The organism is Roseovarius aquimarinus (genome assembly GCF_043661195.1).
Lineage (GTDB): Bacteria > Pseudomonadota > Alphaproteobacteria > Rhodobacterales > Rhodobacteraceae > Roseovarius > Roseovarius aquimarinus.
Genome location: NZ_JBIHMM010000008.1, coordinates 22,181 through 44,371, shown reverse-complemented (window position 1 = coordinate 44,371; position 22,191 = coordinate 22,181). Strand labels below are relative to the sequence as shown.

Here is a 22,191-nt window from a genome sequence, read left to right as displayed (position 1 = left end):
ATCCTCCGATCCACCACGCCCTTCCACATCGACAACCCGACGTTGACAAGGCATCATATCATATGATGCTGCGTTGCGTCCGAGGTCGGCTTTGAGCCGATTTTGTTGAAAAAGTCGGCATTCTGGCGAGAAGGGGCACGTCGGCAGAATATTCCCCCGCGAAGGCGCCGTTTCGCAAACATGGTGTCAAGATAGTCGATCTGAAGGAACATTGCTCCAGTTTTTCGAGGCAATTTTTGGTTTGCGGAGTTTTTCAACACAAACAGCCCAAAGTTCCAAAACTCCGCACTGCAGCGAATATCGCCACGAAAGCTCTTAAGTCACTCGCCCTACCGCCCGGCGGGCACTAGGCTGCCGCAACCGTTTCGGCAGGATCGAAAGCCCCCCTGATGTTCAAGATCGCCACAGCCCATTCCGCCTCTTTCCTCGTCGCATGCGAGGAAGGCTCGATCCGCTCGGCTTCCGAGCGGCTGGGGGTCGAGCCGTCGACCATAACCCGGCATATCCAATCGCTTGAGACATCGCTGGGCGCAGCCCTGATCGAGCGCGGGCATACGGGCATCTGCCCAACCGAGGCCGGGCAGATCCTGCAAACCTACCTGAAGCGACAGCAATGCGACGAGGAGGCGCTTTTGTCCGAGTTCGACGCGCTCAAGGGGATGCGGCGCGGCCAGCTGGTGATCGCGGTAGGTGATGGGTTCATCAGTGATTTCATCGGCAATGCGCTGCGCCTTTATCGCGGTTCCTATCCCGGCTTCACTTACGATCTGCTCAGCGGCTCGACCGAGCAGGTGCTGCATGCGGTGCGCACGGATCAGGCCCATCTGGGCATGGCCTATAACGCCCGCAAGGAGCGCAGCATCAAAACCGCCGCGCAGTCGAAGCAGCCGCTTGAATTGCTGGTCAGCCCGCACTCGGACTGGGCCAACCTGCCCGAGCCGATGACGATGAAGGCGCTGGAGCATCTGCCCGCAGCGCTGCTGAAATCCGGCTCGGGCGTCGGCGACATGATACAGGCTGCCGAAGGCGCACATGGCGTGCGCCTCAATGCCGTCGTGCAATCCAACTCGCTGGCCGTTCTGCGTAATTTCGTGCGCGACGGGCTGGGCGTGACGATCCTGCCCGCCTTCGTCGTCACCCGCGAGATAGCGGACGGCACCATCGTGACCAAGCGGCTCGATATCCCCGAGCTCAGCCGGGGTGAGGCGTCGCTCTTTACCCGCGCGGGCAGGCGCCTGCCCGAGGGGGCCAGCCGCCTTGCGCATCACATCGCCCGAGCGATGGTGGCCTTTCGAGCGGCTGGGTGAAGACACCCCAAGCGTTGCGAAAAATGCAACACAAAACCTCAATGCCCGCAATTCCCGCAATGCATACCTGCGGATACCCTGCGAGGAATCATAAAATCTGCAACAGGGTGAAATTATGTCCAAGACCTATCTTGCCTCCCTCGCGGCGGTTACGGCGCTCAGCACGGCATTGGCCGCGCCGCTATCGGCCGAAACGCTGCGCATGGCCTCGCAGGGCGACGCCACGAGCCTCGATCCGCACAGCCATAACGAGAGCTTCACCAACTACTTCTTGGCCAATGTCTACGAGGGCCTCGTCGCGCGCGACAAAGATTTCGAGATCGCCGGGCAGCTTGCCGAGAGCTGGGAGCAGGTGGACGACACCACGTGGCGCTTCAAGCTGCGGGACGGCGTGACCTTCCACGATGGCGCGGCGTTCACCGCCGATGACGTGATCTTCAGCATGGACCGCGCGCGCAGCGAGGCATCGAACTTCAAGCACGTCCTCGCCTCGGTCGACAGCTATTCGGCCATCGACGACATGACCGTCGAGATTGTCACGACCGCGCCCAACCCGATCCTGCTGAACGATCTGCTAGACCTCATGATCCTCGACCGCGAATGGGCCGAGGCGAATGGCGCAGAGGAGCCTATCAACCTTCAGCAGGAGGAAAAATCCTTCAGCGCGACCAATGCCAACGGCACCGGCCCCTACAAGGTCACATCCCGTGCGCAGGGCGAGAAGACAACGCTCGAGGCCTATGACGGCTACTGGGGCAAGATTGGCAATGTCAGCGAGGTGGTGTTTACCCCTATCGACAACGCCGCCACGCTGGTCTCCGCGCTCTTGTCGGGTGAGGTGGATCTGGTGATGCCCCTGCCCTTGCAGGACATCCCCCGCGTCGAAGAGGCGGATGGCGTCAAGGTCGTCTCGTCGCCCGAGGCGCGCACGATGTATATCGGCATGGACCAGGTCCGCGACCAGATCCTCGAAAGCCCGGTTGAGGGCAACCCGTTCAAGGATATCCGCGTGCGGCAGGCCTTTGCCCATGCGGTGGACGCGCAGGCGATCATAGACCGCGTCATGCAGGGCCAGGCGACGCTCTCGACGCAGTACATCATGGACAAGGTGAACGGCTATAACCCGGACCTTACGCGCCTCGAATACGATGTCGAAAAGGCCAAGGCGCTGCTGGCCGAGGCGGGCTATCCCGATGGGTTCGAGCTGACCATGGATTGCTCGACCGACCGCTACGTCAATGACGGCCAGATCTGTCAGGCAGTCGTCAGCCTGTTGGCGCGCGCCGACATCAAGGTGAACCTGATCGCCCAGCCCAAGGCGCAATTCTTCCCCAAGGTGGTCGCACCGGAATTCGGCACCTCCTTCTTCCTGCTCAGCTGGACACCCTCCACGATGGACGCGCTCAACGTGTTCCAGAACGTGCTCGGCACTCGCGATCTTGATAACGGCCGCGGCGCGTGGAACATTTCCGGCTGCTCCGTCCCCGAGGCAGACGCGCTGGCCTCCGAGGCCGCCGTGACGATGGATGCCGCCGCGCGCACAAAGATGCTGCAGGATGCGATGGCGATGATGGTAAACGAGGTTTGCCTGATCCCGCTCCACGTGCAGCAGCTGGTCTGGGGCGCGGCCGAGAATGTGGACGTGGTGCAGCACCCGACATTCGAATTCCCGCTGGAATATTTCAACGTGAACTGAGCCGCACTCTCGGGCAGTCCGGCACGAACCGGGCTGCCCCGCATGGCCCACCCCTCCAATTGGAATTCCGGTATGTATTTCCTGCTGGCCCGCATCCTTCAGGCCACCATTGTCATGCTTTGCGTCGCGCTCGTCGGATTTCTGGTCTTCCAGTATGTCGGCGATCCGGTGCTGGCGATGGTCGGGCAGGAAACCACGATCGAGGACCGCGAGGCGCTGCGCGAAAGCCTTGGCCTCAACGATCCGATCCTGATCCAATATGCCCGCTATGTAGCGGGCGCGGTGCAGGGCGATCTGGGCATCTCCTACAGCTTCAACCGCGACGTGAGCGAGATGATCGCCGACCGCCTGCCCGCCACGGTCGAACTGGTGCTGCTCTCGGGTGTGCTGTCGCTGATCCTCGCCATCCCGGCGGGCATCTATACCGGCATCCGCCGCAAGGGCGGGCTAGCGCAGACCATCATGGCGCTGTCGGTGATCGGCGTGTCGATCCCCTCGTTCCTGCTGGGTATCCTGATGATCCTCGTCTTTTCCGTCTGGCTAAACTGGCTGCCCTCCTTCGGTCGCGGTGACACGGTGACATGGCTGGGCATCCGTTCGAGCCTCTTCACCTGGGACGGGCTGACCCATGCGCTGATGCCCGCAGCTGTCCTCTGCCTCTTTCAACTAGGCGTGATCTTGCGCCTCATCCGCGCCGAGATGCTAGAAGTGCTGCGCACAGACTACATCCGCTTTGCCTTTGCACGCGGCATCCCCGGCCAGCGCATCTATTTCCACCACGCGCTGAAGAACACGATGGTGCCGGTGGTCACGGCCATCGGCCTGCAGCTTAGCTCGCTCTTCGCGTTTTCAATCATCACCGAGCGGGTGTTTCAGTGGCCCGGCATGGGCTCGCTGCTGCTGCATGCCATCGGGCAAAGCGACATTCCCCTACTGGCCGCTTACCTCATCTTTGTCGGACTGGTCTTTACCCTCTCGAACCTCGTGATCGACGCGGTCTATGTGCTGATTGATCCGCGCATCCGGCATGGGGCGGTCTGAGATGTTCGAGCGTATTCGGTCCGATTTCTGGTACGAGTTGCTGAATGCGCCGGTGACGGTAGTTTCCGCCATCATCATCGCGTCGATGGTGATCGGCTGCTCCTTCGCGCCCATCTTCGCGCCGCATACGCCCTTCGATCCCGGCACGATCTCGATCCTCGATAACAATCTGCCGCCCGCGTGGCTGCCCGCCTCGGACCCGCGCTTTCTTCTAGGCACGGACCTGCAGGGGCGCGACGTGCTGTCGGCGATGCTCTATGGCGGGCGCATATCGCTGCTGGTGGGCGTGGGCGCGGTGGCACTTTCGGTGGTGATCGGCATGACCGTCGGCCTTCTGGCGGGCTATTTCGGCGGTCTGACCGACGCGATCCTTATGCGCGTGGCTGAAATCCAGTTCGCCTTCCCGCCTATCCTGATCGCGCTGCTCTTCAACGGCATCCTCAAGGCATCGCTGCCGGCGGATGTATTCGCTCGCGCCGCCGTGCCCATCATGATCCTCGCCATCGGGCTGGCCGGCTGGGTGCAATTCGCGCGGATCGTGCGCGCCTCCGTCATGGTGCAGCGCGGGCAGGATTACGTCACCGCCTGCCACGCCATCGGCCTGCCGACGCCGCGCATCATCCTGCGCCACATCACGCCCAATATCCTCGGCCCGGTCCTCGTTCTGGCCATGCTGCAGATCGCGGTCGCTATTGTGACCGAGGCAACGCTGTCGTTCCTCGGCCTTGGCACGCCCCTGACCGAGCCGAGCCTTGGCGGCCTGATCCAGGTGGGCAGCCTCTATCTTTTCTCGGGCGTCTGGTGGGTGGTGATCTTTCCGGGCGTCATGCTCCTGGTGATGGTCGTCGCCTTCAACCTCGTGGCCGACTGGGTGCGCGACTATCTGAACCCGAGGCTTCGATGACCGAGTTTCTGTGCCAGACTAGGGGATTGCAGATCACCTTCCCGCACCGTTTTGGCGATTTCACCGCTGTGCATGGCTTTGACATGGAGGTGAAGCGCGGCGAGATTGTCGGCCTCATTGGCGAAAGCGGCGCGGGCAAATCCACCATCGGCAACGCGATCATGGGCCTGCTGTCGCATCCGGGCCGCATCTCCGGCGGTAGTGTGACGCTGGACGGGGAAGAGTTGACGAGCCTGCCCGCCCCCGCCATGGCGCACCTGCGCGGGCGGCGCATCGGGATGATCTTCCAAGACCCGATGACATCGCTCAACCCGCTGATGACCATCGGCGCGCAACTCTCCGAGTCTATTTCGCTGCTCCAAGGCATCCCGCTCGCCCAGGCCCGCGGCATGGCTGCCGAGCGGCTGGATGCGGTCGGCATTCCCGAGGCCGCCGCGCGCATGGCGCAGTATCCGCATGAGTTTTCCGGCGGGATGCGCCAGCGCGTGGTGATCGCGCTGGCCATGGCCGGAGACCCGGACCTTCTGATCGCAGACGAGCCGACGACCGCGCTGGATGTGTCGGTGCAAAAGCAGGTGCTGGATCTGATCCGAAGCCTCTGCCGCGAGCGCGATCTGGGTGTGATCCTCGTCACGCATGACATGGGCGTCATCGCCGAGACAACGGACCGTGTCTATGTCATGCGCTACGGCAAACTGGTCGAAACCGGGCCAACCGGGCAGGTGATCAATGCCCCCGAGGCCGATTACACGCGCGATCTGATTGCCGCGATCCCCTCGATCGAGCATCGCGAAGAGCGGTTCCGCAATCCCGCCAAGAAGACCGGCGAAATCGACGATTGGCTCCTCGAAGGGCATCGCGGCGGCGGCGCAAGCGCCTATGTGACCGCAGAGAACCTCACCAAGGATTTCGCGACCAAGAAGACGACATTCTGGGGCAAGTCCGGCAGCTTTCGTGCTGTCGACGTGCCGCAGATCGATGTGCAGCGCGGCGAGGTTCTGGGCCTCGTGGGCGAGAGTGGATCGGGCAAATCCACGCTGGGCCGCATCCTAACAGGCCTGATCCCGCCCAGCGCGGGCAGCGTGCGCTTTGGCGATCACGGCCCCTTGGCCAAGATCCGCAGCAATGCCGCGAAAAAGGCGCTGCGCCGCGATGTGCAGGTGGTCTTTCAGGATCCCTATTCGTCACTCAACGGACGCATGCGCGTCGATCAGATCCTGGCCGAGCCAATCCTCTTTCACGGTCTTGCCAGCCGCGCCGACACGCCGCGCCTCGTGGCCGCGCTTCTGGAGCGCGTCGGCCTGCCGAATGATGCGGGCCGCAAATTCCCGCACCAGTTCTCGGGCGGGCAGCGCCAGCGCATCTGCATCGCACGCGCCCTGTCGCTGCGACCACGGTTCCTGCTCTGCGACGAGCCGACCTCGGCGCTGGATGTCTCGATTCAGGCCGACATGCTGGCCCTTCTGATGGAGCTGCGCCGCTCTCTGGGCCTGACCATGCTGTTCGTCAGCCACGATCTGGCGGTGGTCCGACAGGTCTCGGACCGCGTCGCGGTGATGCAGCGCGGGCGCATCGTGGAATGCCGGGACGCCGAGGCGCTCTTTGACACGCCGGAAAACGACTACACCCGAATGCTGCTCGAGACAGCGCCCAGCGCGACGCGCGGCAAGAGTTTGCAGAGCACATGAGCACAAAGGAACGACAGATGATCGGCATAATTGGATGCGGCGCGATGGGCGGCGCGATGATCGCCCGGCTGGTCGAGCGCGGGCACACCGCCAGATGCCATGACACCATGCCGGAGGCGCGCGCGCGCGGCGCGGCGAGCGGCGCTGAGCCTTGCGATACACTTGCCCAGCTGGGCAGTGCCTGCGACCGAATCATCCTGTCGCTGCCCCGTGCCGATATCGTGCGGGCAGTGATGGACGAGCTGACGCCACATCTGCGCCCCGGCGCAATCGTTCTCGACACGTCGACCTCCGAGCCCGAAACGACCAAGGCGCTGGGCGCCGCCGCAAAGGATTACACCTTTCTCGACGGCCCCGTCAGTGGCGGGCCGTCTGGCGCCCGTGCGGGCACCATGACAATGGTTCTGGGCGGGCCCGAAGATGCCATCGCCGAGTTGCGCCCCATCCTGGACGATCTGACGGCCAAGACGGTTCATGTCGGCCCCGTAGGCGCAGGCCATGCGGCCAAGATCGCCAACAACCTGCTATGCGCCGCCAATCTGGTGCTTGTCAGCGAAATGGCGCGCCTGGCCGAGGCAGGGGGCATCCCGCTCGACAGCCTCCTGGAAGGCGTCAATGCCGGCTCGGGCCGCAGCGGCGTGAGCGAGGTGAACTTTCCCAAATGGGTGATGAGCGGCGCGTTCGACTCGGGCTTTACCATGGGCCTCATGCGCAAGGATGTGGGCCTCGCCGTCAAGCTGGCGGGTGAGGCCGGGCTAAACCTGCCCGCCACGCACGCCATCGCCGAAATCTGGGAGGCCAGCCGCGAGACCCTGGAGGACAGTGCCGACTTTAACGAGATCTACAAATACCGGAGCCAAGACCATGTCTGACCGCCGCGAAATCCTGAACAGCCTGATGCAAGAGCTGGACCTTGGCGGTGGTGTTTGCAGCCTTGTGAACGGCGCGTTGCGACACGGCGCTGGCGCCGCCATCACCCTCGAAGATCCCTATGCGCGAAGCGAACTCACCAGCTACCCTGATTGCGGCGCAGACCTGGCCGGTGAGGCCTGCGAGGCCGCCGACGCCGCGCAAAAAACATGGGCACAGCTCTCCGCCGCAGCGCGCGGCGACGTCATGCAAGAGATTGCCCGCGCGGTCACGTCCCAAGCCGCGCCCCTCGCCCAGCTCGAGGCTCTGGTGGCGGGCAAGCCGATCCGCGACGCCCGGGTCGAGGTGGCCAAGGTCGCCGAGATGTTCCGCTATTATGCCGGCTGGGCGGACAAGATCCACGGCGAGGTGATCCCCGTGCCCAGCGGCCACCTGAACTACACCCTGCGCGAGCCATTGGGCGTGGTGTTCCAGATCACGCCGTGGAATGCGCCCATCTTTACCGCCGGCTGGCAGATCGCGCCCGCAATCTGCGCCGGGAACGGCGTGGTCATAAAACCCAGCGAGCTGACACCGATGACCACCGTTGCGCTGGTACGCATCGCCGAGGGCGCGGGGCTGCCACCAGGTCTGGTCAATGTGCTCTGCGGGCTTGGCCCCACCACCGGACAGGCCGCGATCCAGCATCCCGCCGTGCGCAAGGTGATCTTTGTTGGCTCGCCCGAAACCGGACGGCGCGTCGCCATGACCGCCGCCGAGGCGCTGAAACCCGCGGTGCTGGAACTGGGCGGCAAGTCGGCCAATATCGTCTTTGCCGACGCCAATCTGCAGCATGCCTGCCTTGGCGCACAGGCGGCCATCTTCTCGGGGGCGGGCCAAAGCTGTGTTGCGGGGTCGCGGCTGCTTGTTCAGCGGTCGGTGCATGCGGAGCTCACCCAGATGATCGCAGAGGGGATGAACCGCATTACCCTCGGCGATCCATTGGACGACGTCACTGAGATTGGCCCGATTAGCAATCGCCGCCAATATGCCCATATCCAGAGCATGATCGCCAATGCCGCGACGGGCGGCGCCGCCGTTCAGACGCGCACCGATCTGCCGAAGGAGGGCTATTTCGTGCCACCTACCCTGCTGACAGGTCTGGGAAACAGCGCCGAGGCGGCGCAGACCGAAATCTTTGGCCCGGTCGTGACCGCCATATCCTTCGACGATGAGGAAGACGCAATCGCAATCGCAAATGATACCGAGTTCGGTCTTGCCGGTGCGGTCTGGACACGCGATCTGGGCCGGGCGCATCGCGTCTCGGCAGCGGTGCGCGCGGGCACGTTCTGGATCAACAGCTACAAGGCGATCCATGTCTCCTCACCATTTGGCGGTTCGCTGAATTCCGGCTGGGGCCGGTCCAGCGGGACGGATGCGCTGATGGAATACACCAGCCCCAAGGCGATCTGGCTTGACAGTGGCGAAGTGCCCAAGATCGCCTTTGGCTATGTCTCCTGAGGCGCCGCGCTTATGAGCCTCATGCAGGAAACCGAGGCGCTCTTGGCCGCCTCGCCCGAAGCGGCGGCGCTGATTGGCATCTCCCCGCGCCGCTTTGACGGGTTTGCCGATCTGGCGGGCGCCGTGCTGCAGGCGGCGGCGGATCTCCCTGCGGATCTTGTCCGGCGCCTCTACGCGACGCACCCCGAACCCGCCGCGCTGAGCCAGCACGACATTGACGAGACCGCCCGCCGCGATTTCGCACCGGGCGGGCGCGCCGCCGCGCTGCTCTTCGGTCGCGGCGTGCAGGCCATCATGGCGCACCGCATCGCGCATCAGCTATGGCAGAGCGACGACCGGACCCTGGCGATGGCGATCAAAGCGCGCGCGGGCCGGGCCTTTTCGACCGATATCCACCCGGCGGCGCGCGTGGGGCCGGGACTGTGGCTGGATCACGGGCTGGGCTTCGTCGTGGGCGAGACGGCGGTGATCGGCGCCGATGTGTCGATCTGGCACGGCGTTACGCTGGGCAGCACGCTGGCCGATAGCGGCGCGCGGCGCCATCCCACGCTCGGCGACGGCGCCGTGATCGGCGCAGGCGCGATCCTGCTGGGCGGGATCACCATCGGAGCGCGGGCCAACGTGGCGGCGGGCGCCATTGTTACGCAGGATGTCGCGCCCGGCACGCTGATCGCAGGCGCCAAGGCGCGCGAGATAGGCCCTGCGCAGATCAGCTTTGCGGCGCCGGAAAGGAATGGCGCATGAACGTGCCCTTCGGTCTCGATCATCCGCTGATCGCAGTGCATGACATTGATGCCCTGCGCCAGCGGCTGATCTCGCTCGGCTTTGCCATGACGCCGGTGGGCCGGCATCCGTGGGGCACCAGCACCAGCCTCGCGATGTTTCATGGCTGCCTGCTGGAGATCATGGGGGTCTACGACGCGAGCCTTACAAGCGCACATCCCGCTGGCGATTTTCGCTTTGGCCGCCATGTCCACGCCCATTTGCAAAAGCGCGAGGGCATCGCCCTCACTGCCTTGCACAGCCTCGATGCAGGCCGCGACGCCGAGCGCGCCGAGCGCGCCGGATGGAAGGTCGCAGGCCGTCTGGAATTCGGGCGCGACGTCACCCTTCCGGATGGAAGGGCGGGCCGCACCAAGACGAGCCTTGCGCTGATCCCCAACCCGAATTGGCCGCGCCTGTCGTTTTTCCTGTGCCAGCAGCATCGCCCTGATTTGATCTACGTCCCCGAATGGATGCAGCATCCAAACTCGGTTTCGGGCTATGCGGGCAGTTCTGTAATGGCTGGGCCAGAGGATACTGCCGCCATTTCCCGACACCTGTCCACGATCTACGGGGCGCCGGAGGCCATCGAGGGCGGTGTAGCATTCGACACCGGCAACGGCGCGCTACGCGTGCTGACCCCCGCAGCGATCGAGACGCGTTACGGCGCCCTGTCCCCGGCGCTCGGCACGCAAGCCGCACCCGCAATCGTCGCGCTGGATCTGGTCTATGAAGACGAGGCACGGCTTGCGGCCTGCCTTGATGCCAGCGGGTTGGCCTATCGGCAGGACGGGGTCAGGTATTGGTTGAGCGATGCGGCGCTGACGGGCAACACGGTCTTGGCTTTTGGTCCGCGCCACGGCGCCTGAGCAAGTTGCCTCAAATGAACCGCGCCAAAACCACGCCCGCGATCCCTATATGCGCAAGAGAGATCGCCACCTGTAGCTCTCACCATTCATCTCGAGAATGCTCACATGGCGTGTCAATCAGTCGAGGAGCGCGCCGGTCAGGCGTTCGGTGCCGAAGGTTTCGGTCCATTCGTCGAACGGCAGGTTGCTGGTGATCATCGTGGAGCCGCGCTTGTAGCGCTGCGAGATCAACTCGAACAGGAGCCCTGCGGCGTGCGATGCACAAAAATCGTTCCAAACTCGTCCTCAGTTCGTAGGTGAGACGCGCGATCGCCTCATCCCGCTCTGCCGACCTTTACCCTCTGAAGATGCTGCGCGATGCACAAATGGCCGCTATGGTGAAACTGCGCCGGAGCGCTCGACCTCGAAGCGAAAGGCAGGTTTGGGCCGCAGGCAACCAACTCCACATCATTTTCGGATGACTTAGCCCCATCACTCCTCATAAGAAGAGATGTGCCGCTCTTGCTCAAGAAGGGGGCCAGCCCCTCGGATATGCGGGTTCCTCCAACTGATGCCACCGGCGCGGTTGCGCATAAAATGGCCCTGAACCCAGTGAGCTCTGCGATTAGAGGCGACTTCTTCGTTTACCTTGCTCTCGTGGCTAGTTGCTTCAAGCTGACGCTTACCTAGCTCGCCCAGTCTGACGTTGATTATGGATTTATTGGGCAGTGTGCGCCCAGACTTCTGAGCTCTTCGTCTCTCAGCTCTGGGATAGGCAAACACTTCTTCTTTTTCGAGCATGGCCTTGTGTTCGAACAAAATCGACATGCCAACCGCTATTGCCAAGAAGTCAAAACAAAGAGACATTTCCTGCTTAACGGCGGCATCTTCGGTGACATCATCTCCGATTTCCTGAGACAAATTGAACGTAGGTGAATGCAAAATATCTACCGATGCTCCTTGCGACCTGAAGATCAGTAGGTTCGGGAATAATCCACGCTTGTTCGCAAGATAAATCTGAGTGTAGAGCGTATTATCATCCTGGGTGATCAGCGCGGCAGGCCATTCGCCAACCTTTGGTTCCGGGACCGTCAGCAACATTGCCGGGAACGGCAAGCGAACGTTACTGAACATGCTATCTAATCCATCCCTTTGCATTTGAGCTGAGAGGTTGCGCAGCATCAGCTCGGCGCGCTCGTCAATCTGATATACCTGCGCAATATCAAAAATCTCTCGTTGACGCTGCCCGTGAAAATCAAGAGACTCAATAACATTAGGGGATAGTGAAGCCCGATCAATACCCTTCAAATAAAGTAAAATATCTGGGTATCTCTTATAGAAATCGAGCAGGTCGGCAAGCATTAATTTACCTCAAAATTTCAATTGAGCCACATTATGCCTCGTTTGCTCACACCATCAAGTGCCTTCGGAATGTGCGGCGGTTTCGCTGAAACCTGAGCCTAAAATTTGCTTTGATCCAATTTTCGGTGGTGGCGGTCCTCCTATCCTGGCACCTCTCCAAAATTCAACTATTTCGTATGCGGCGAATGACCTCAAAGCGGGCTGCGAACGCAGCATCAAGACGATGGGCTGGATGTCCGCAATGGGCCGGAAGCCGACATCCAAAGATAGTCGGCTAACTTAAAGAACCAACCACCCTCACTCAGTCCTTAGCGAAATAAGGGGCACTGGCCTGTCGGCATTGAAGCAATCTTCCTTACCTCGATAGCGGGCGCATCAATAAATCAAAATGACGCAAGACATTTACCGAGAGGCTTGGATCGTTTGCAGCTCAGAGTGTCACATCCCGACGCTCTACATGCTTCAATCACCTCGCTCGCTAAGAGACACTCCCGCCCCTCTTGCGATATCGCCTTCGTCGAGGAACTGGACCCCATGCGCTTCTAACGCAGCACGCAGAGCACTCACGGAGCGCATTTGCATTCCCCCTTTACCACTCTCGAACCGGCTTATCGTTGCGGGAGCCACGTCTGCGGAAGCTGCGAGTTCACGGACACCCAATCGGACTGCTGCGCGCGCCATTCTCAATTGCTCAGGGGTCAAAGTCATATCCTTGTTATAAAAAGTTAGCACGCAGTATTGACATAGCGCTGGTTTGGTTCTAGATTATTATCACAAGGTACCAACTATGCAATACATGGAGATCACTTATGACGCCTCGTGCATCTAACCACCGTGAAGCCGACATGCGCATTCACCATACTGAGACCTCCTCTTGCTTCGTACTGTCGAACATGGCCAAGCAGTTTACGCTTCTCAATGCCCAGCTTGAATACGCGATCGAAGCTGAGCGCTCGCTTGACTGTCAGGACGGAACCGACCCTGCAGTAGACATTTGGCTTCGCGATGCGGAGGCGGCATGGAGCAGGGTTAACATCACCCTTGCTAAGGTCTCAACAATGCCGGCTGAGGCAGCCATCGACCAAGTCCTGGTTGGGGTGGTCAAGAAGGCGATGGCGCTCATGGCAACGGAAACCGTATTCGACTTCTTCGGTGCTTACGATGCTCTGCGTCTCGGCGCGTTCGTGCGGCGCATCGCATGCAAAGCCCACATCACCGCTCCGGTCGAGGCGGCGCTGGAGACGTTCGAGCAACATCTCGAATCGATCGCGGGGCTCGATCTGTATCAGCCTATCTGTAATCCCGAAGACCTCAGCCTCCTTTTGGCGGAAGCCTGATCTTCAGCGCTTCCGGCGTCACCCGCCGCTCAAGGTGATGACCGCCGCCGGCTTTCGAAAAAACCTTTCATTCTGCCGCACTTTAAGGGCGCGGCCCCTCCAGACGTCTTCAAAAGGAAATCTGTCCATGTCTCACAACAAGCCTCTCCACATCCCCCGCCGGTCGCGTCACGTTCCCGCCCATGAGTGGCGGCCCATCAATCGCGGCATCCCCGAGGCCTGGCACGCGATCGCCGAGGCCAAGGGCTACCGCATCCATCGCCGTATCCGCGATCGGCTGCATCTCGCACTCGAGTGCCGGCTCTGCGGCGCGCTGACCGCGCATAAGGTCCATACGCTGCGCAGTGCCCGGCCGGCCTGCGGCGGGTGCCGCGAGAGGGCGATGCTGGCGCAGGCCGCCAAGGCGGGCGTCGTGCTCGGGGCCCGCGATCCGGCGCATCGCCACTATGCCAGCTACACCCTGCCGTGCGGTCACACCGCCCGGCTCCAGCGCGGGCGCATCGCCAAGCTCGCCGAGGAAGGCCCCGCCGCGGGGCGCAGCGGCTATCACTGCGCCCCCTGCCATCTGGCGCGCCTCGGCGCGCTCGCGCAGAGCTGGGGCTGGCGCCTCGTCGGGGCCGATCCCGAGGGCAACGCCAATTACCGCGCGCTCGGCCACGAGGCCTGCGGGCATGTCCAGAGGGTGGCGACGGCCAATATCGTGACCGGCCGCTACGACTGCGGCGGATGCGGCGAGAGCTGGGCCGCCGCGCCGAGCTTCCTCTATCTCATCCGCCTCGGGGTTTCCGGCGGGGGCACCTATGTCAAGCTCGGCTACAGCCGCAATCCGCGCAGCCGCATGCTCCATCAGCTGGGGCTGGGCGACGAGGTCGAGGCCGAGCTCATCGACGAGGTGCCGATGCCGAGCGGCCAGGTGGCGCTCGCCGTCGAGCGGGGCCTGCATGCACGCCTGCGCGCGGATCACCCCGATCTGGTCATCCCGCGCGCCGATCTCGCCGCCTGGATCAACGTCACCAGCGAGGTCTACGCGGCACGGGCCGAGCCGATCATCCGGCGCATGCTGGACGAGGTCGAAAGCCCCCGCTGGCCGCGCTCCGGGTGTCCCGCCGCCTGAGCCCCGGCACAGCCCATCCACGCAACTCCCCCGCGCCGGCACCGGTGCGGGGCACCCCCCTTGCCGCCTGCATCAGGAGACCGCCATGAGCCACACTAGCCACACTCCGCTCCAGAGCCCGCCCGTCTGGGCCCCTCTCGCAACCACCGCGCTGCGCCGCCTGCGCGCGCACCACGCCATGCGCCGCGCCGAGCGCGAGGAGCGCGCAGAGCCCGCGCCTCGCAAGATGTCGGATCACGGCCCCGGCCTGCTCGCGGCGCTCGCCGCCACGCCGAGCGCGCTGCAGATCCCGCCGGACGCGCAAGAGGGCGAACGCTCCTTGGAGGGCGACCCGCAGGGTCTCCGCATCCCCCTCTCGGAGCTCGCGCTCACCCTCCGCCTCTGCGCCTCCTTCGGCACGGCGGAGGCGGTGGAGGCGCTGCTCGCGCCGGGCGCGGTCACGGTGCTCGCGCTCGGCGAGGACGGCCCCGGCCAGAAGGAGGCGCAAGAGATGCTTGTGCGGGCGATCTTGCCCGCCGGCATCGATGTCGCCTCCTGCGCGCGGGGCGGCGGCCTCGGCACGCCGCCCGATCTCGCCGTGGTCGACGGCGCGCAGGAGATCGCGGGCGCGCGGGGCGCACCGCTCAGGCTCTCCCCCGAGATGCAGGGCGCGCTCGAGGCGCCGTGCCCGGTGCTGATCCTTCTCGGCGGCGTCTCGCAGATGCCTCCGGCGCTGGCGGCGGATCTGCCCGCGCCCCTCAAGCTGGCGCCACTCGATCGCGAGATCGCCGTGGCGCTCCTCGCCGCATGGTTCGACGCAGAGGGCGCGGTCGATCCGGCCTTGCGCCGGGAGCTCTACGGCGCTCTGCCCGAGGACGCCGCGCTGCGCGATCTGTCTCAAGCCGCGCTCGCGCTGGCGATGCGCTCGGCCACGCCGCGCGGCGCCGTGGAGCGGCTGTGCCGGACAGCCCTGCAGGCACGACAGGCGCCGAAGACGGGCCCGACGCTCGACGAGATCGAAGGCTATGGCGCGGCGGAGATCATCGCGCGGCGCATGGCGGCCGATCTCAGGGCTTGGGCGGAGGGGCGCGCGGACTGGGCGGAGATGGAGCGCTCGCTCCTCCTCTACGGGCCGCCCGGCACCGGCAAGTCCCATCTCGCGCGCGCCATCGCCGGCAGCGCCGGCGCGCGCATCGTGCAGGGCAGCTTCGGTGCCTGGCAGGCCGCGGGACATCTCGGCGACATGCTCCGCGCCATGCGCAAGACCTTCGAGGAGGCGAAGGAAGACCGGCCCGCGATCCTCATCATCGACGAGATCGACGGCGTGGGCGATCGTGCCGATCCCTCGCCGATGTCGCGCAGCTATCGCCAGCAGGTCATCAACGGCTTCCTGCTCGAGCTCGATCACCTGGCCGCGACGGAGGGCGTCATGCTCGTCGCCACCACCAACTATATGGACCGCATCGATGCCGCGGTCCTGCGCCCGGGCCGGATCGACCTGCGCGCCGAGGTGCCGCTGCCGGGCCCGCAGGCGCTCGGCCGCATGATCCGCGCCGGGCTCGGCGCAGGGATCGGTGCCGGGACCCCGCAGGAGGAGATGAGCCGCCTCACGCGCGCGGCGGCCGGCGGCACCGCCGCCGATCTCGAGGCGGCCCTGCGCGCGGCCCGCGGCCGGGCGCGGGAGGCGCGCCGCCCCGTCACGCCCGCCGATCTCCTGGCGGCGCTCGCGCCCGAGGCGGATGCCACAAGCGGCGCGTGGGAGCGGCGTGCCGCCCTCCACGAGTGCGGACACGCGATCGTCGGGGCCTGCCTCGGCCTCGGGCGGATCACGCGCCTCGCGCTCACGCGTCAGGGCGGGCAGGCATGGCTGGCCTATGCGGCGGGCAAGCACATGGCGGCCGACTTCGAGGACGAGATGACCTACACGATGGCCGGCCGCGCCGCCGAGCGCCTGATGCTCGGCGCCGTCTCGGGCGGCGCGGGCGGGGGCGGCACCTGCGATCTCGCGCAGGCGACGCGCACCGCGACCGGGCTCGACATCTGCTACGGCCTCGGCGCCGAGGGCCCGCTCTGGCGGGGTGCGGAGGCCGCGAGCTATCTCGAGCAGCCCGCCAACGCCGCCCGCATCCGCGCGCGCCTCGAGGAAGCCGAGGCCCGCGCCGCACAGATCCTCACCCCCCGCCGCAGCCTGCTCGCCCGCATGGCCGAGGACCTTGAGCGGGTCGGCATCCTGGAAGGCACCCGCCTCGATGCCTGGCTGACGGCGGCGGCCAAGAAGCGGGTGGAGACGGTGGGGGGTAAGGCTGGGGCCTTGAAAAGTTCAATGACGAACGAGTCTGATATCGCTGCGGGTTCCACAGATTGATCTTCCGTATGGAGCGCGGCCACCCGTCGCGCTCCACGCAAGGCAGAAATTCCCGGAAGGTTGTTTCGTTCGCCTCCGAATTCCGACGCGGAGAAGCGTCCGACGATTGAAGCCGCGAGTGTTCCGTAAAGATCGTTTCCGGAATCCAGTCGCCGTGCTTAAGCTCACAGGGCTCAACACTTCGGGGCTCCGCCGAATCCGGATGACCGGCGAAATGCTTGCGATCCGAGATCCAAGCCTGCTCGCATCTTTTTCGTGTAATGTCTAGCATGGCGCCTAATCGCGCGACTGAAATACCGTCACCCGAGCCTTCGATTTCTTGCCATCCGATTGTGACCTGGCTCGCTTGACCGATATGTCCAAGATGATCGCTTTTCGCCCCGGCACCCGAACGCATTCGCTGCTCGGTTGGCGTCAACGCGGGCGCCATGGATGGCGATTTGCGCGAGGCGCGAAGTGCGGCAAGGTCTGCTCTCGCTCGACCGTCCCGGCAGAGGTCATATGCGCCTTCCTGAGCATTTTTTCCGGATCTGTTCGCATCGCCAGCGTGCCGAGAATCCCGGGATGACGGCTCTAGATCAACTCAGGGATCTATTGATCCTAATGGCTACGGATCTTGAAAAAGTCGGCTTTCCGGAAGGCCCGGAACTTCAAATTCGGTGTGACCAAATCCCGGAGATTTCCCTGTCTCAGGTCCGTTGATCAGTCCAAGGAAAGGCGCCCCGCAGCCAAAACCAAACCCCTGAAAGGGCTAGGATGGAGGGCTAGGCCGGCCAAGAAGACGTTGATTTAGTTTTGTAAATTCGATCACGCTGGCATTGCGCAAACCACACGTCCGGACTTGGATGACCCGCTTGCTAATAGCAACGAAAGCTAGTTGCTCCGTCTTGCCCTACTGCCCCTCCTGACGTCAAGAAGCGTCCTCGGTCGCTCCGAGAAGTAACTCAACCCAAATCCAAGAAGCCACCCGTCAGGGGTGGTGCCGCAGGGGTGGGCATGCCGGGGCGCTTGCGCCCTCGGGGGGACGGCTTGCCGTCCCCATACCCTGCTAGGAGCAAGGTTCCGCATTTTGGAAACAGAGACACGAAATTGTTGCAGAAACGAAAATTCGACACCAAATGAACGTTTAGAGAACAACTACAATCTAAGGAAGCGCAGAGTGGGAATTACCAAAAAGGAACTCGAAGAGATCCGCAAGGAGCTCAAGATCTACAAGCCAGAGCATCAGGAATACAATTCGAAAGAGATCGTTTATGAACTGGCACCCATCATTCACGAGCGGTTGAAAGCGGGCGCCAAGCTCTCGGCTCTCCATGAAATCGTTAAGGCCAAGCTGCCCGAAAACGCAAAACTGTCGGAAGCGACGTTCAAGAAATATTGGCATGATGCGCAGAAGGACCTGAAGCTCGGCTCCTCCAAGGCCAGGCTTCCGATTGAGGATAGGAAGTCGCTCGCCACCATTACTAAGGAAGCTCTCGCAAACGCAGCGAGTCGGCGGAAGGAAACCAAGCCTTCGGTAATGGCATTTGAGCCGAATGAGCTTTGGCCTGATGACCCGGAGTGAACCTTCTGCATCCGCTCCGGAGAATCAGAAGACAAAGAGTTAAAGCTAGCTTCCGCATCGTCTCTGGCATCGACAGTCGAACAACGGGGAACATTCCTGTGGAGAAAGATCAATGCGGGAGTACAGGCGTCAGCAACCAACGCTTCAACGCCTCGTAACTTTTAGACCGACACTTACGGCAATCAGTGAGCGCAAAGGTCGGGTGATGAAATGGGGAAACCGGCTGGAAGCAAGGCTTCCTGAAGCAAGTCCAGAAAGGCTTCTCACTGACCCCTTCTCCGCCCAATGGCGTCGGCGCGGTCAGCTTCAGGGCAGTAGGGGAGAAAATCGACGATTAAGCACTGAACCCCACTGAGAACATATCCACTAAGTACGAATTGATCATACGAGAAGATGGAATGGTAAAAGCTCGTGATGGCAAGCCGAGATCAGATAAACGGCGCGCGAAACATCAGATATACAAGCGTGTCACCGAAGAGGTGATGGCAGACTTCATCGAGAGAGCGCAGAAGGCTGGATATCTCGATCATCGTGATTACTTGGCCGCCTTTGTATCGGGCGAGATCTCGCCTGATCTGGCGACAAGAAAGGTGGCCGTGCAGAGCCTTGGACATCTTGGAAAGATCAACGCCAGCCTCACTCAGATCGCGCGGGCAACAATTTCGGGAAGGATGGCGCACCTCAGTCCGGAAGAGGTGAACATCATAAAGGCGGCTCGGGCCGCAATCTTGCAGACCGGGAACGAGATCCGCGAGGCTCTGCGGAGGTGATCTGCAAGATAATCGGGAAGGAAGGCGAGAAGGGAACAGGAGGCGATCGCGATGCCTTCGCTCCGGGTATTCTATACATCTGCGGCAAAGCCAAAAAAGTAGTCTGCCGGAACCTTTCGACGTCCCGCTGGCAGGATGCGGCCGATGAGATGGTTTTAACAACCGAGTTGTCGGAGCGTGTCCAGAAGCCATACTATCATCTTGTTTTAAGCTGGCATGACCAAGAGCGCGTCGGCGATGACGCGATGCTTTTCGCCATGACAAGACTGCTTCGCGCGCTGGGTCTCGCGGAGCATCAGGCTGTGATCGGAACACACCACGATGCGGGCCGCTTGCACGTGCATGCGATTACCAACGTGGTCCATCCGCTGACCGGTCGTGTATGGTCGAAATCGAACGACATGCAGAAAGCCGAACTGGCATGCCGGCAGATGGAGCTCGACAATGGATGGCCCCATGACCGCGGCCGGTTCGATTTCGATGTGATCGAGAAAAACGGTCGAAGGATCGCGAGGCTCAAAACGAGTCCTGAGATATGGGAAAAGAAGAAGATCCAGCGCGCTGCAGGAAAAAGAGCGAAATCCTCGGGCGACATGAAATTCGAAAAGTCGACGGGTTTCGAGACGTTCGAGCATGGCATTCCCGATCCTCTGAGAAAGAAGTTTGCGGTCTTGGTCAGGAATGCATCGAGCTGGGATGAGCTTCATATCGCGCTAGGAGGCTATGGACTGACATACTGCAAATCAGGCTCCGGCGCGCGGGTCCGGATCATCGGGTCCAGCGAGCACGCCAAGGCATCGGCTTTCGGATCGAGGTTCAGCATCTCGAACATGGAGGCCGCTTTCGGGCCATTCCGCGAGCCGGAGACGAGCCATCTGCTCGCCCCTCGACGGGACCATGTCGAGGTCGCGGCCTTGATCGGGACGATGTCCGAAGCGAGCGCAAAGGCCTCCAAAGCATCGGCCTTCAAACTGACGCTCCTGCGCCGGGTCTACACCGACATCCACATTGACGCGAGGGTTGCCGAAGCCATTCGCTTCGTGGCGCTTGCCGACAAGCCACCACGGATCACCTTCGCCGACGGCTCCTCGATCGTGGATTACGGCTCGCGCCTGTCGACCTCGCGGAGCACGCAAGAGACTCGGCCCACATTGATCGCGATGGCGAAGGCCAAGGGCTGGACCTCGGTGCGTCCTCTGGGATCACCTGAATTCGTCCGGCGGATGGCGCTCGAATGCGCTCGAGCTGGTCTCCGGGTGGCCGGGGTGCCGTCCGAGGTGCAAGTCATCGCTGATGAAATGTGGGAAGAGGCGCGAAGAGCGCAAACCCCTCTCGCACGTGCAACCGCGACCATGCAGCAGCACCATCTGGTCGGTCTCGTGGGTCGGGGTGAGAAAATAGCCGAAAACAAACGCGTACGAGCTTGGAAAGCGCAGCTTGCATCAAGTATCCGCATGCACGCCAAGGCCATTCAAGATGATGTCGGCGGAGGCGACGGCCCAACCAAGTCCCGCCGAATGAAACTCGAGGAGCGGGATACGAGGCTCCGGTCTTTGCCGGACATGAGGACCGTCTCCAACCCCCAGCCCGCACCGGACACTGCGAGCATGGACAAGAGAGGTCATCGCCGGATCGCTCGGCAGCTTCGCGCCAATGACCATGCCGAGATCGAGGAGATGAAACGTGTCGATATCGGGTTCATTGCGGGCATGGGGGGCTGGTCTGATGTGTCTCGCACGCATCCGGACAGCTCGGACCGGCATGGAGCCAAATTCCGGATATTCCAACGCGGCGGCGACACGCTGAAAGCAAGCCTTGTCGAGGACAAGTGGCTTTGGACATCGAACAAATCAGGCCAGAGCGGGTCGGTGATCGATCTTTGGCTCTGCGATAATCCTGGCCGCAACTTGGGACATGCACGTGCGGCCTTCCGCGAGATCATGGGCGGCACATTCGGTCCGGTAGCGAGCGCCCCTGACACGCTTTCTGACATCCGAGGAGATCATACCGACGCGCGGCGTCGCTGGGAGGAGGCGCGGTATATCGAGGATCGGCGTTCCTATGCAGAAGCGCGCGGCATCGACCGCAAGACGCTTCTTCGGTTCCGCAACGACGTCAGGGCCGGCGCCTTCGGCGGGATCTACTTCGCTCACCGAAACCCGGTGAGCGGTGACATCCAAGGCTTCGAGCAGCGTTGGGAGCGGAACGGCGAGAAGAATGCGGCTCGTTTCGCGAAGGGCGGCCATAAATCTGCCAACGTGCTTGGCGATCTGGCCTCCGCTACCCGGATGGTGGTCCTTGAAAGCGGCCTGGATGCACTCGCCCTTGCTGAAATGGAGGAGCGTCACGACACGATCTACGTCAGCACGGGGGGCGGATTTGGTCCACGCTCGGTAGCAGCGCTGCGCGCTTACGGAACGGGCAAGACGGTGCTGTCCGGCTTCGACAACGATGCGGCCGGAGACCTGCTCGCCGATAAGCTCCGCGCGCTCTTTCCTGCGTCCGAGCGCCTTGCTCCTCCGTCGCGTATCGAAGGTGCGCGTCAGACCTGCAAGGATTGGCTCGACGTTTTGGGTGCCTCGAAATCCGTCGGCACCGGTCCCGAGAAGATGAAAACCGAATATACAGGGTCATCGGCGATGGAGAATGACGGAAGTTTCGTGAGTGAGGAACCTCCCTCACAGCCGTTGCCATCGACCGACAGCGGGCCCAGCTTCTGGTAACGCAAAGACCGCGGGGAGCCACAGGAGGTCACATCATGTGCGGGGTCGTCCCGCCCTATCACGCATCTCCTCGACCTATGAAGCCTTCACGGCGTTGAAATGAACGCTCACTTACAGGCTTTCCGGTGGACAAAATATAGTGTATTAATCGACTTTATATCACGCAGAACGCTCACCCCTACACGAAAAAGCTGGGTAAGAATTTTTTCAATTTCAACAAATTAAAAATCATCTCTGAATCTAGATATTGTTTGCACTTCAATTTCAAAGTTCTGTCAAATAAATAAACCTAGTATATATGCTTCTATTTTTGGACTAGTTGAAGCTATGCTTAACATTCAACTCAAAGAATTAGCGAAAA

Annotated in this window: 17 protein-coding genes and 1 pseudogene; 15 read left to right on the top strand and 3 right to left on the bottom strand. The window is 62.5% G+C overall.

What is annotated here, in order from left to right:
• Nucleotides 1–389 precede the first annotated feature (389 nt).
• The 9 genes from ACGRVM_RS16305 (at nucleotide 390) to ACGRVM_RS16265 (ending at nucleotide 10,637) form a co-directional block, all read left to right on the top strand.
• Complete coding sequence (locus tag ACGRVM_RS16305; RefSeq protein WP_377173232.1) at nucleotides 390–1,307, top strand: LysR family transcriptional regulator; 918 nt, start codon at nucleotides 390–392, stop codon at nucleotides 1,305–1,307.
• Nucleotides 1,308–1,422: 115 nt separating this feature from the next.
• Nucleotides 1,423–3,003 carry an ABC transporter substrate-binding protein gene (locus ACGRVM_RS16300; RefSeq protein WP_377173234.1) on the top strand — a complete coding sequence of 527 codons (1,581 nt, stop codon included), beginning with the start codon at nucleotides 1,423–1,425 and terminating at the stop codon, nucleotides 3,001–3,003.
• Between the two features lie 42 nt (nucleotides 3,004–3,045).
• Entirely contained in the window at nucleotides 3,046–4,044 is a 999-nt protein-coding gene (locus ACGRVM_RS16295; RefSeq protein WP_377173236.1) for an ABC transporter permease, read from the top strand.
• Nucleotide 4,045: 1 nt separating this feature from the next.
• Nucleotides 4,046–4,948 carry an ABC transporter permease gene (locus ACGRVM_RS16290; protein WP_377173238.1) on the top strand — a complete coding sequence of 301 codons (903 nt, stop codon included), beginning with the start codon at nucleotides 4,046–4,048 and terminating at the stop codon, nucleotides 4,946–4,948.
• On the top strand, nucleotides 4,945–6,636 hold the full coding sequence (locus tag ACGRVM_RS16285; RefSeq protein WP_377173239.1) for a dipeptide ABC transporter ATP-binding protein: 1,692 nt from the start codon (nucleotides 4,945–4,947) through the stop codon (nucleotides 6,634–6,636). The genes ACGRVM_RS16290 and ACGRVM_RS16285 overlap by 4 nt, the downstream gene beginning before the upstream one ends.
• Nucleotides 6,637–6,653: 17 nt before the next feature.
• Nucleotides 6,654–7,508 carry an NAD(P)-dependent oxidoreductase gene (locus ACGRVM_RS16280; RefSeq protein WP_377173241.1) on the top strand — a complete coding sequence of 285 codons (855 nt, stop codon included), beginning with the start codon at nucleotides 6,654–6,656 and terminating at the stop codon, nucleotides 7,506–7,508.
• Nucleotides 7,501–9,006, top strand: coding sequence for an aldehyde dehydrogenase family protein (locus ACGRVM_RS16275; protein ID WP_377173242.1), 1,506 nt, complete (start codon nucleotides 7,501–7,503; stop codon nucleotides 9,004–9,006). The genes ACGRVM_RS16280 and ACGRVM_RS16275 overlap by 8 nt, the downstream gene beginning before the upstream one ends.
• Before the next feature lie 12 nt (nucleotides 9,007–9,018).
• Nucleotides 9,019–9,750, top strand: a complete 732-nt coding sequence (locus tag ACGRVM_RS16270; protein WP_377173243.1) for a serine O-acetyltransferase — start codon at nucleotides 9,019–9,021, stop codon at nucleotides 9,748–9,750.
• Nucleotides 9,747–10,637, top strand: coding sequence for a VOC family protein (locus ACGRVM_RS16265; protein WP_377173245.1), 891 nt, complete (start codon nucleotides 9,747–9,749; stop codon nucleotides 10,635–10,637). Before ACGRVM_RS16270 ends, ACGRVM_RS16265 begins: the two co-directional genes overlap by 4 nt.
• Before the next feature lie 120 nt (nucleotides 10,638–10,757).
• Here ACGRVM_RS16265 and ACGRVM_RS16260 read toward each other — a convergent pair.
• From ACGRVM_RS16260 to ACGRVM_RS16250, 3 genes and pseudogenes are all read right to left on the bottom strand, one after another.
• Nucleotides 10,758–10,886 (bottom strand): annotated as a pseudogene (locus ACGRVM_RS16260) (ATP-binding protein); the annotation flags it as partial.
• Nucleotides 10,887–11,108: 222 nt separating this feature from the next.
• Nucleotides 11,109–11,978 carry a hypothetical protein gene (locus ACGRVM_RS16255; RefSeq protein ID WP_377173247.1) on the bottom strand — a complete coding sequence of 290 codons (870 nt, stop codon included), beginning with the start codon at nucleotides 11,976–11,978 and terminating at the stop codon, nucleotides 11,109–11,111.
• A 462-nt stretch (nucleotides 11,979–12,440) separates the two neighbouring features.
• A complete protein-coding gene (locus tag ACGRVM_RS16250; protein ID WP_394624073.1) occupies nucleotides 12,441–12,659 on the bottom strand; it encodes a transcriptional regulator in 219 nt (72 codons plus the stop codon).
• A gap of 212 nt (nucleotides 12,660–12,871) precedes the next feature.
• Between ACGRVM_RS16250 and ACGRVM_RS16245 the strand changes: the two genes are divergently transcribed.
• The 6 genes from ACGRVM_RS16245 (at nucleotide 12,872) to ACGRVM_RS16220 (ending at nucleotide 21,830) form a co-directional block, all read left to right on the top strand.
• Entirely contained in the window at nucleotides 12,872–13,315 is a 444-nt protein-coding gene (locus ACGRVM_RS16245; protein ID WP_377173248.1) for a hypothetical protein, read from the top strand.
• A 127-nt stretch (nucleotides 13,316–13,442) separates the two neighbouring features.
• Complete coding sequence (locus tag ACGRVM_RS16240) at nucleotides 13,443–14,429, top strand: GIY-YIG nuclease family protein (protein WP_377173250.1); 987 nt, start codon at nucleotides 13,443–13,445, stop codon at nucleotides 14,427–14,429.
• Nucleotides 14,430–14,514: 85 nt separating this feature from the next.
• A complete protein-coding gene (locus tag ACGRVM_RS16235) occupies nucleotides 14,515–16,773 on the top strand; it encodes an AAA family ATPase (RefSeq protein ID WP_377173251.1) in 2,259 nt (752 codons plus the stop codon).
• 1,159 nt (nucleotides 16,774–17,932) lie between these two features.
• Nucleotides 17,933–18,337, top strand: coding sequence for a hypothetical protein (locus tag ACGRVM_RS16230; RefSeq protein WP_377173252.1), 405 nt, complete (start codon nucleotides 17,933–17,935; stop codon nucleotides 18,335–18,337).
• A 398-nt stretch (nucleotides 18,338–18,735) separates the two neighbouring features.
• Entirely contained in the window at nucleotides 18,736–19,107 is a 372-nt protein-coding gene (locus tag ACGRVM_RS16225) for a hypothetical protein (RefSeq protein WP_394624072.1), read from the top strand.
• Nucleotides 19,104–21,830: a relaxase/mobilization nuclease domain-containing protein gene (locus ACGRVM_RS16220; RefSeq protein WP_377173255.1), complete on the top strand. Its 2,727-nt coding sequence runs from the start codon at nucleotides 19,104–19,106 to the stop codon at nucleotides 21,828–21,830. The genes ACGRVM_RS16225 and ACGRVM_RS16220 overlap by 4 nt, the downstream gene beginning before the upstream one ends.
• The last annotated feature ends 361 nt before the right edge of the window (nucleotides 21,831–22,191 follow it).

Bases quoted from the DNA above. Each gene is read 5' to 3' on its own strand.
- ACGRVM_RS16270 (WP_377173243.1), top strand. From the start codon at position 9,019: ATGAGCCTCATGCAGGAAACCGAGGCGCTCTTGGCCGCCTCGCCCGAA.
- ACGRVM_RS16305 (WP_377173232.1), top strand. From the start codon at position 390: ATGTTCAAGATCGCCACAGCCCATTCCGCCTCTTTCCTCGTCGCATGC.
- ACGRVM_RS16225 (WP_394624072.1), top strand. From the start codon at position 18,736: ATGGTAAAAGCTCGTGATGGCAAGCCGAGATCAGATAAACGGCGCGCG.
- ACGRVM_RS16265 (WP_377173245.1), top strand. From the start codon at position 9,747: ATGAACGTGCCCTTCGGTCTCGATCATCCGCTGATCGCAGTGCATGAC.
- ACGRVM_RS16240 (WP_377173250.1), top strand. From the start codon at position 13,443: ATGTCTCACAACAAGCCTCTCCACATCCCCCGCCGGTCGCGTCACGTT.
- ACGRVM_RS16255 (WP_377173247.1), bottom strand. From the start codon at position 11,978: ATGCTTGCCGACCTGCTCGATTTCTATAAGAGATACCCAGATATTTTA.
- ACGRVM_RS16300 (WP_377173234.1), top strand. From the start codon at position 1,423: ATGTCCAAGACCTATCTTGCCTCCCTCGCGGCGGTTACGGCGCTCAGC.
- ACGRVM_RS16290 (WP_377173238.1), top strand. From the start codon at position 4,046: ATGTTCGAGCGTATTCGGTCCGATTTCTGGTACGAGTTGCTGAATGCG.
- ACGRVM_RS16245 (WP_377173248.1), top strand. From the start codon at position 12,872: ATGGCCAAGCAGTTTACGCTTCTCAATGCCCAGCTTGAATACGCGATC.
- ACGRVM_RS16295 (WP_377173236.1), top strand. From the start codon at position 3,046: ATGGCCCACCCCTCCAATTGGAATTCCGGTATGTATTTCCTGCTGGCC.
- ACGRVM_RS16235 (WP_377173251.1), top strand. From the start codon at position 14,515: ATGAGCCACACTAGCCACACTCCGCTCCAGAGCCCGCCCGTCTGGGCC.
- ACGRVM_RS16250 (WP_394624073.1), bottom strand. From the start codon at position 12,659: ATGGCGCGCGCAGCAGTCCGATTGGGTGTCCGTGAACTCGCAGCTTCC.
- ACGRVM_RS16280 (WP_377173241.1), top strand. From the start codon at position 6,654: ATGATCGGCATAATTGGATGCGGCGCGATGGGCGGCGCGATGATCGCC.
- ACGRVM_RS16285 (WP_377173239.1), top strand. From the start codon at position 4,945: ATGACCGAGTTTCTGTGCCAGACTAGGGGATTGCAGATCACCTTCCCG.
- ACGRVM_RS16275 (WP_377173242.1), top strand. From the start codon at position 7,501: ATGTCTGACCGCCGCGAAATCCTGAACAGCCTGATGCAAGAGCTGGAC.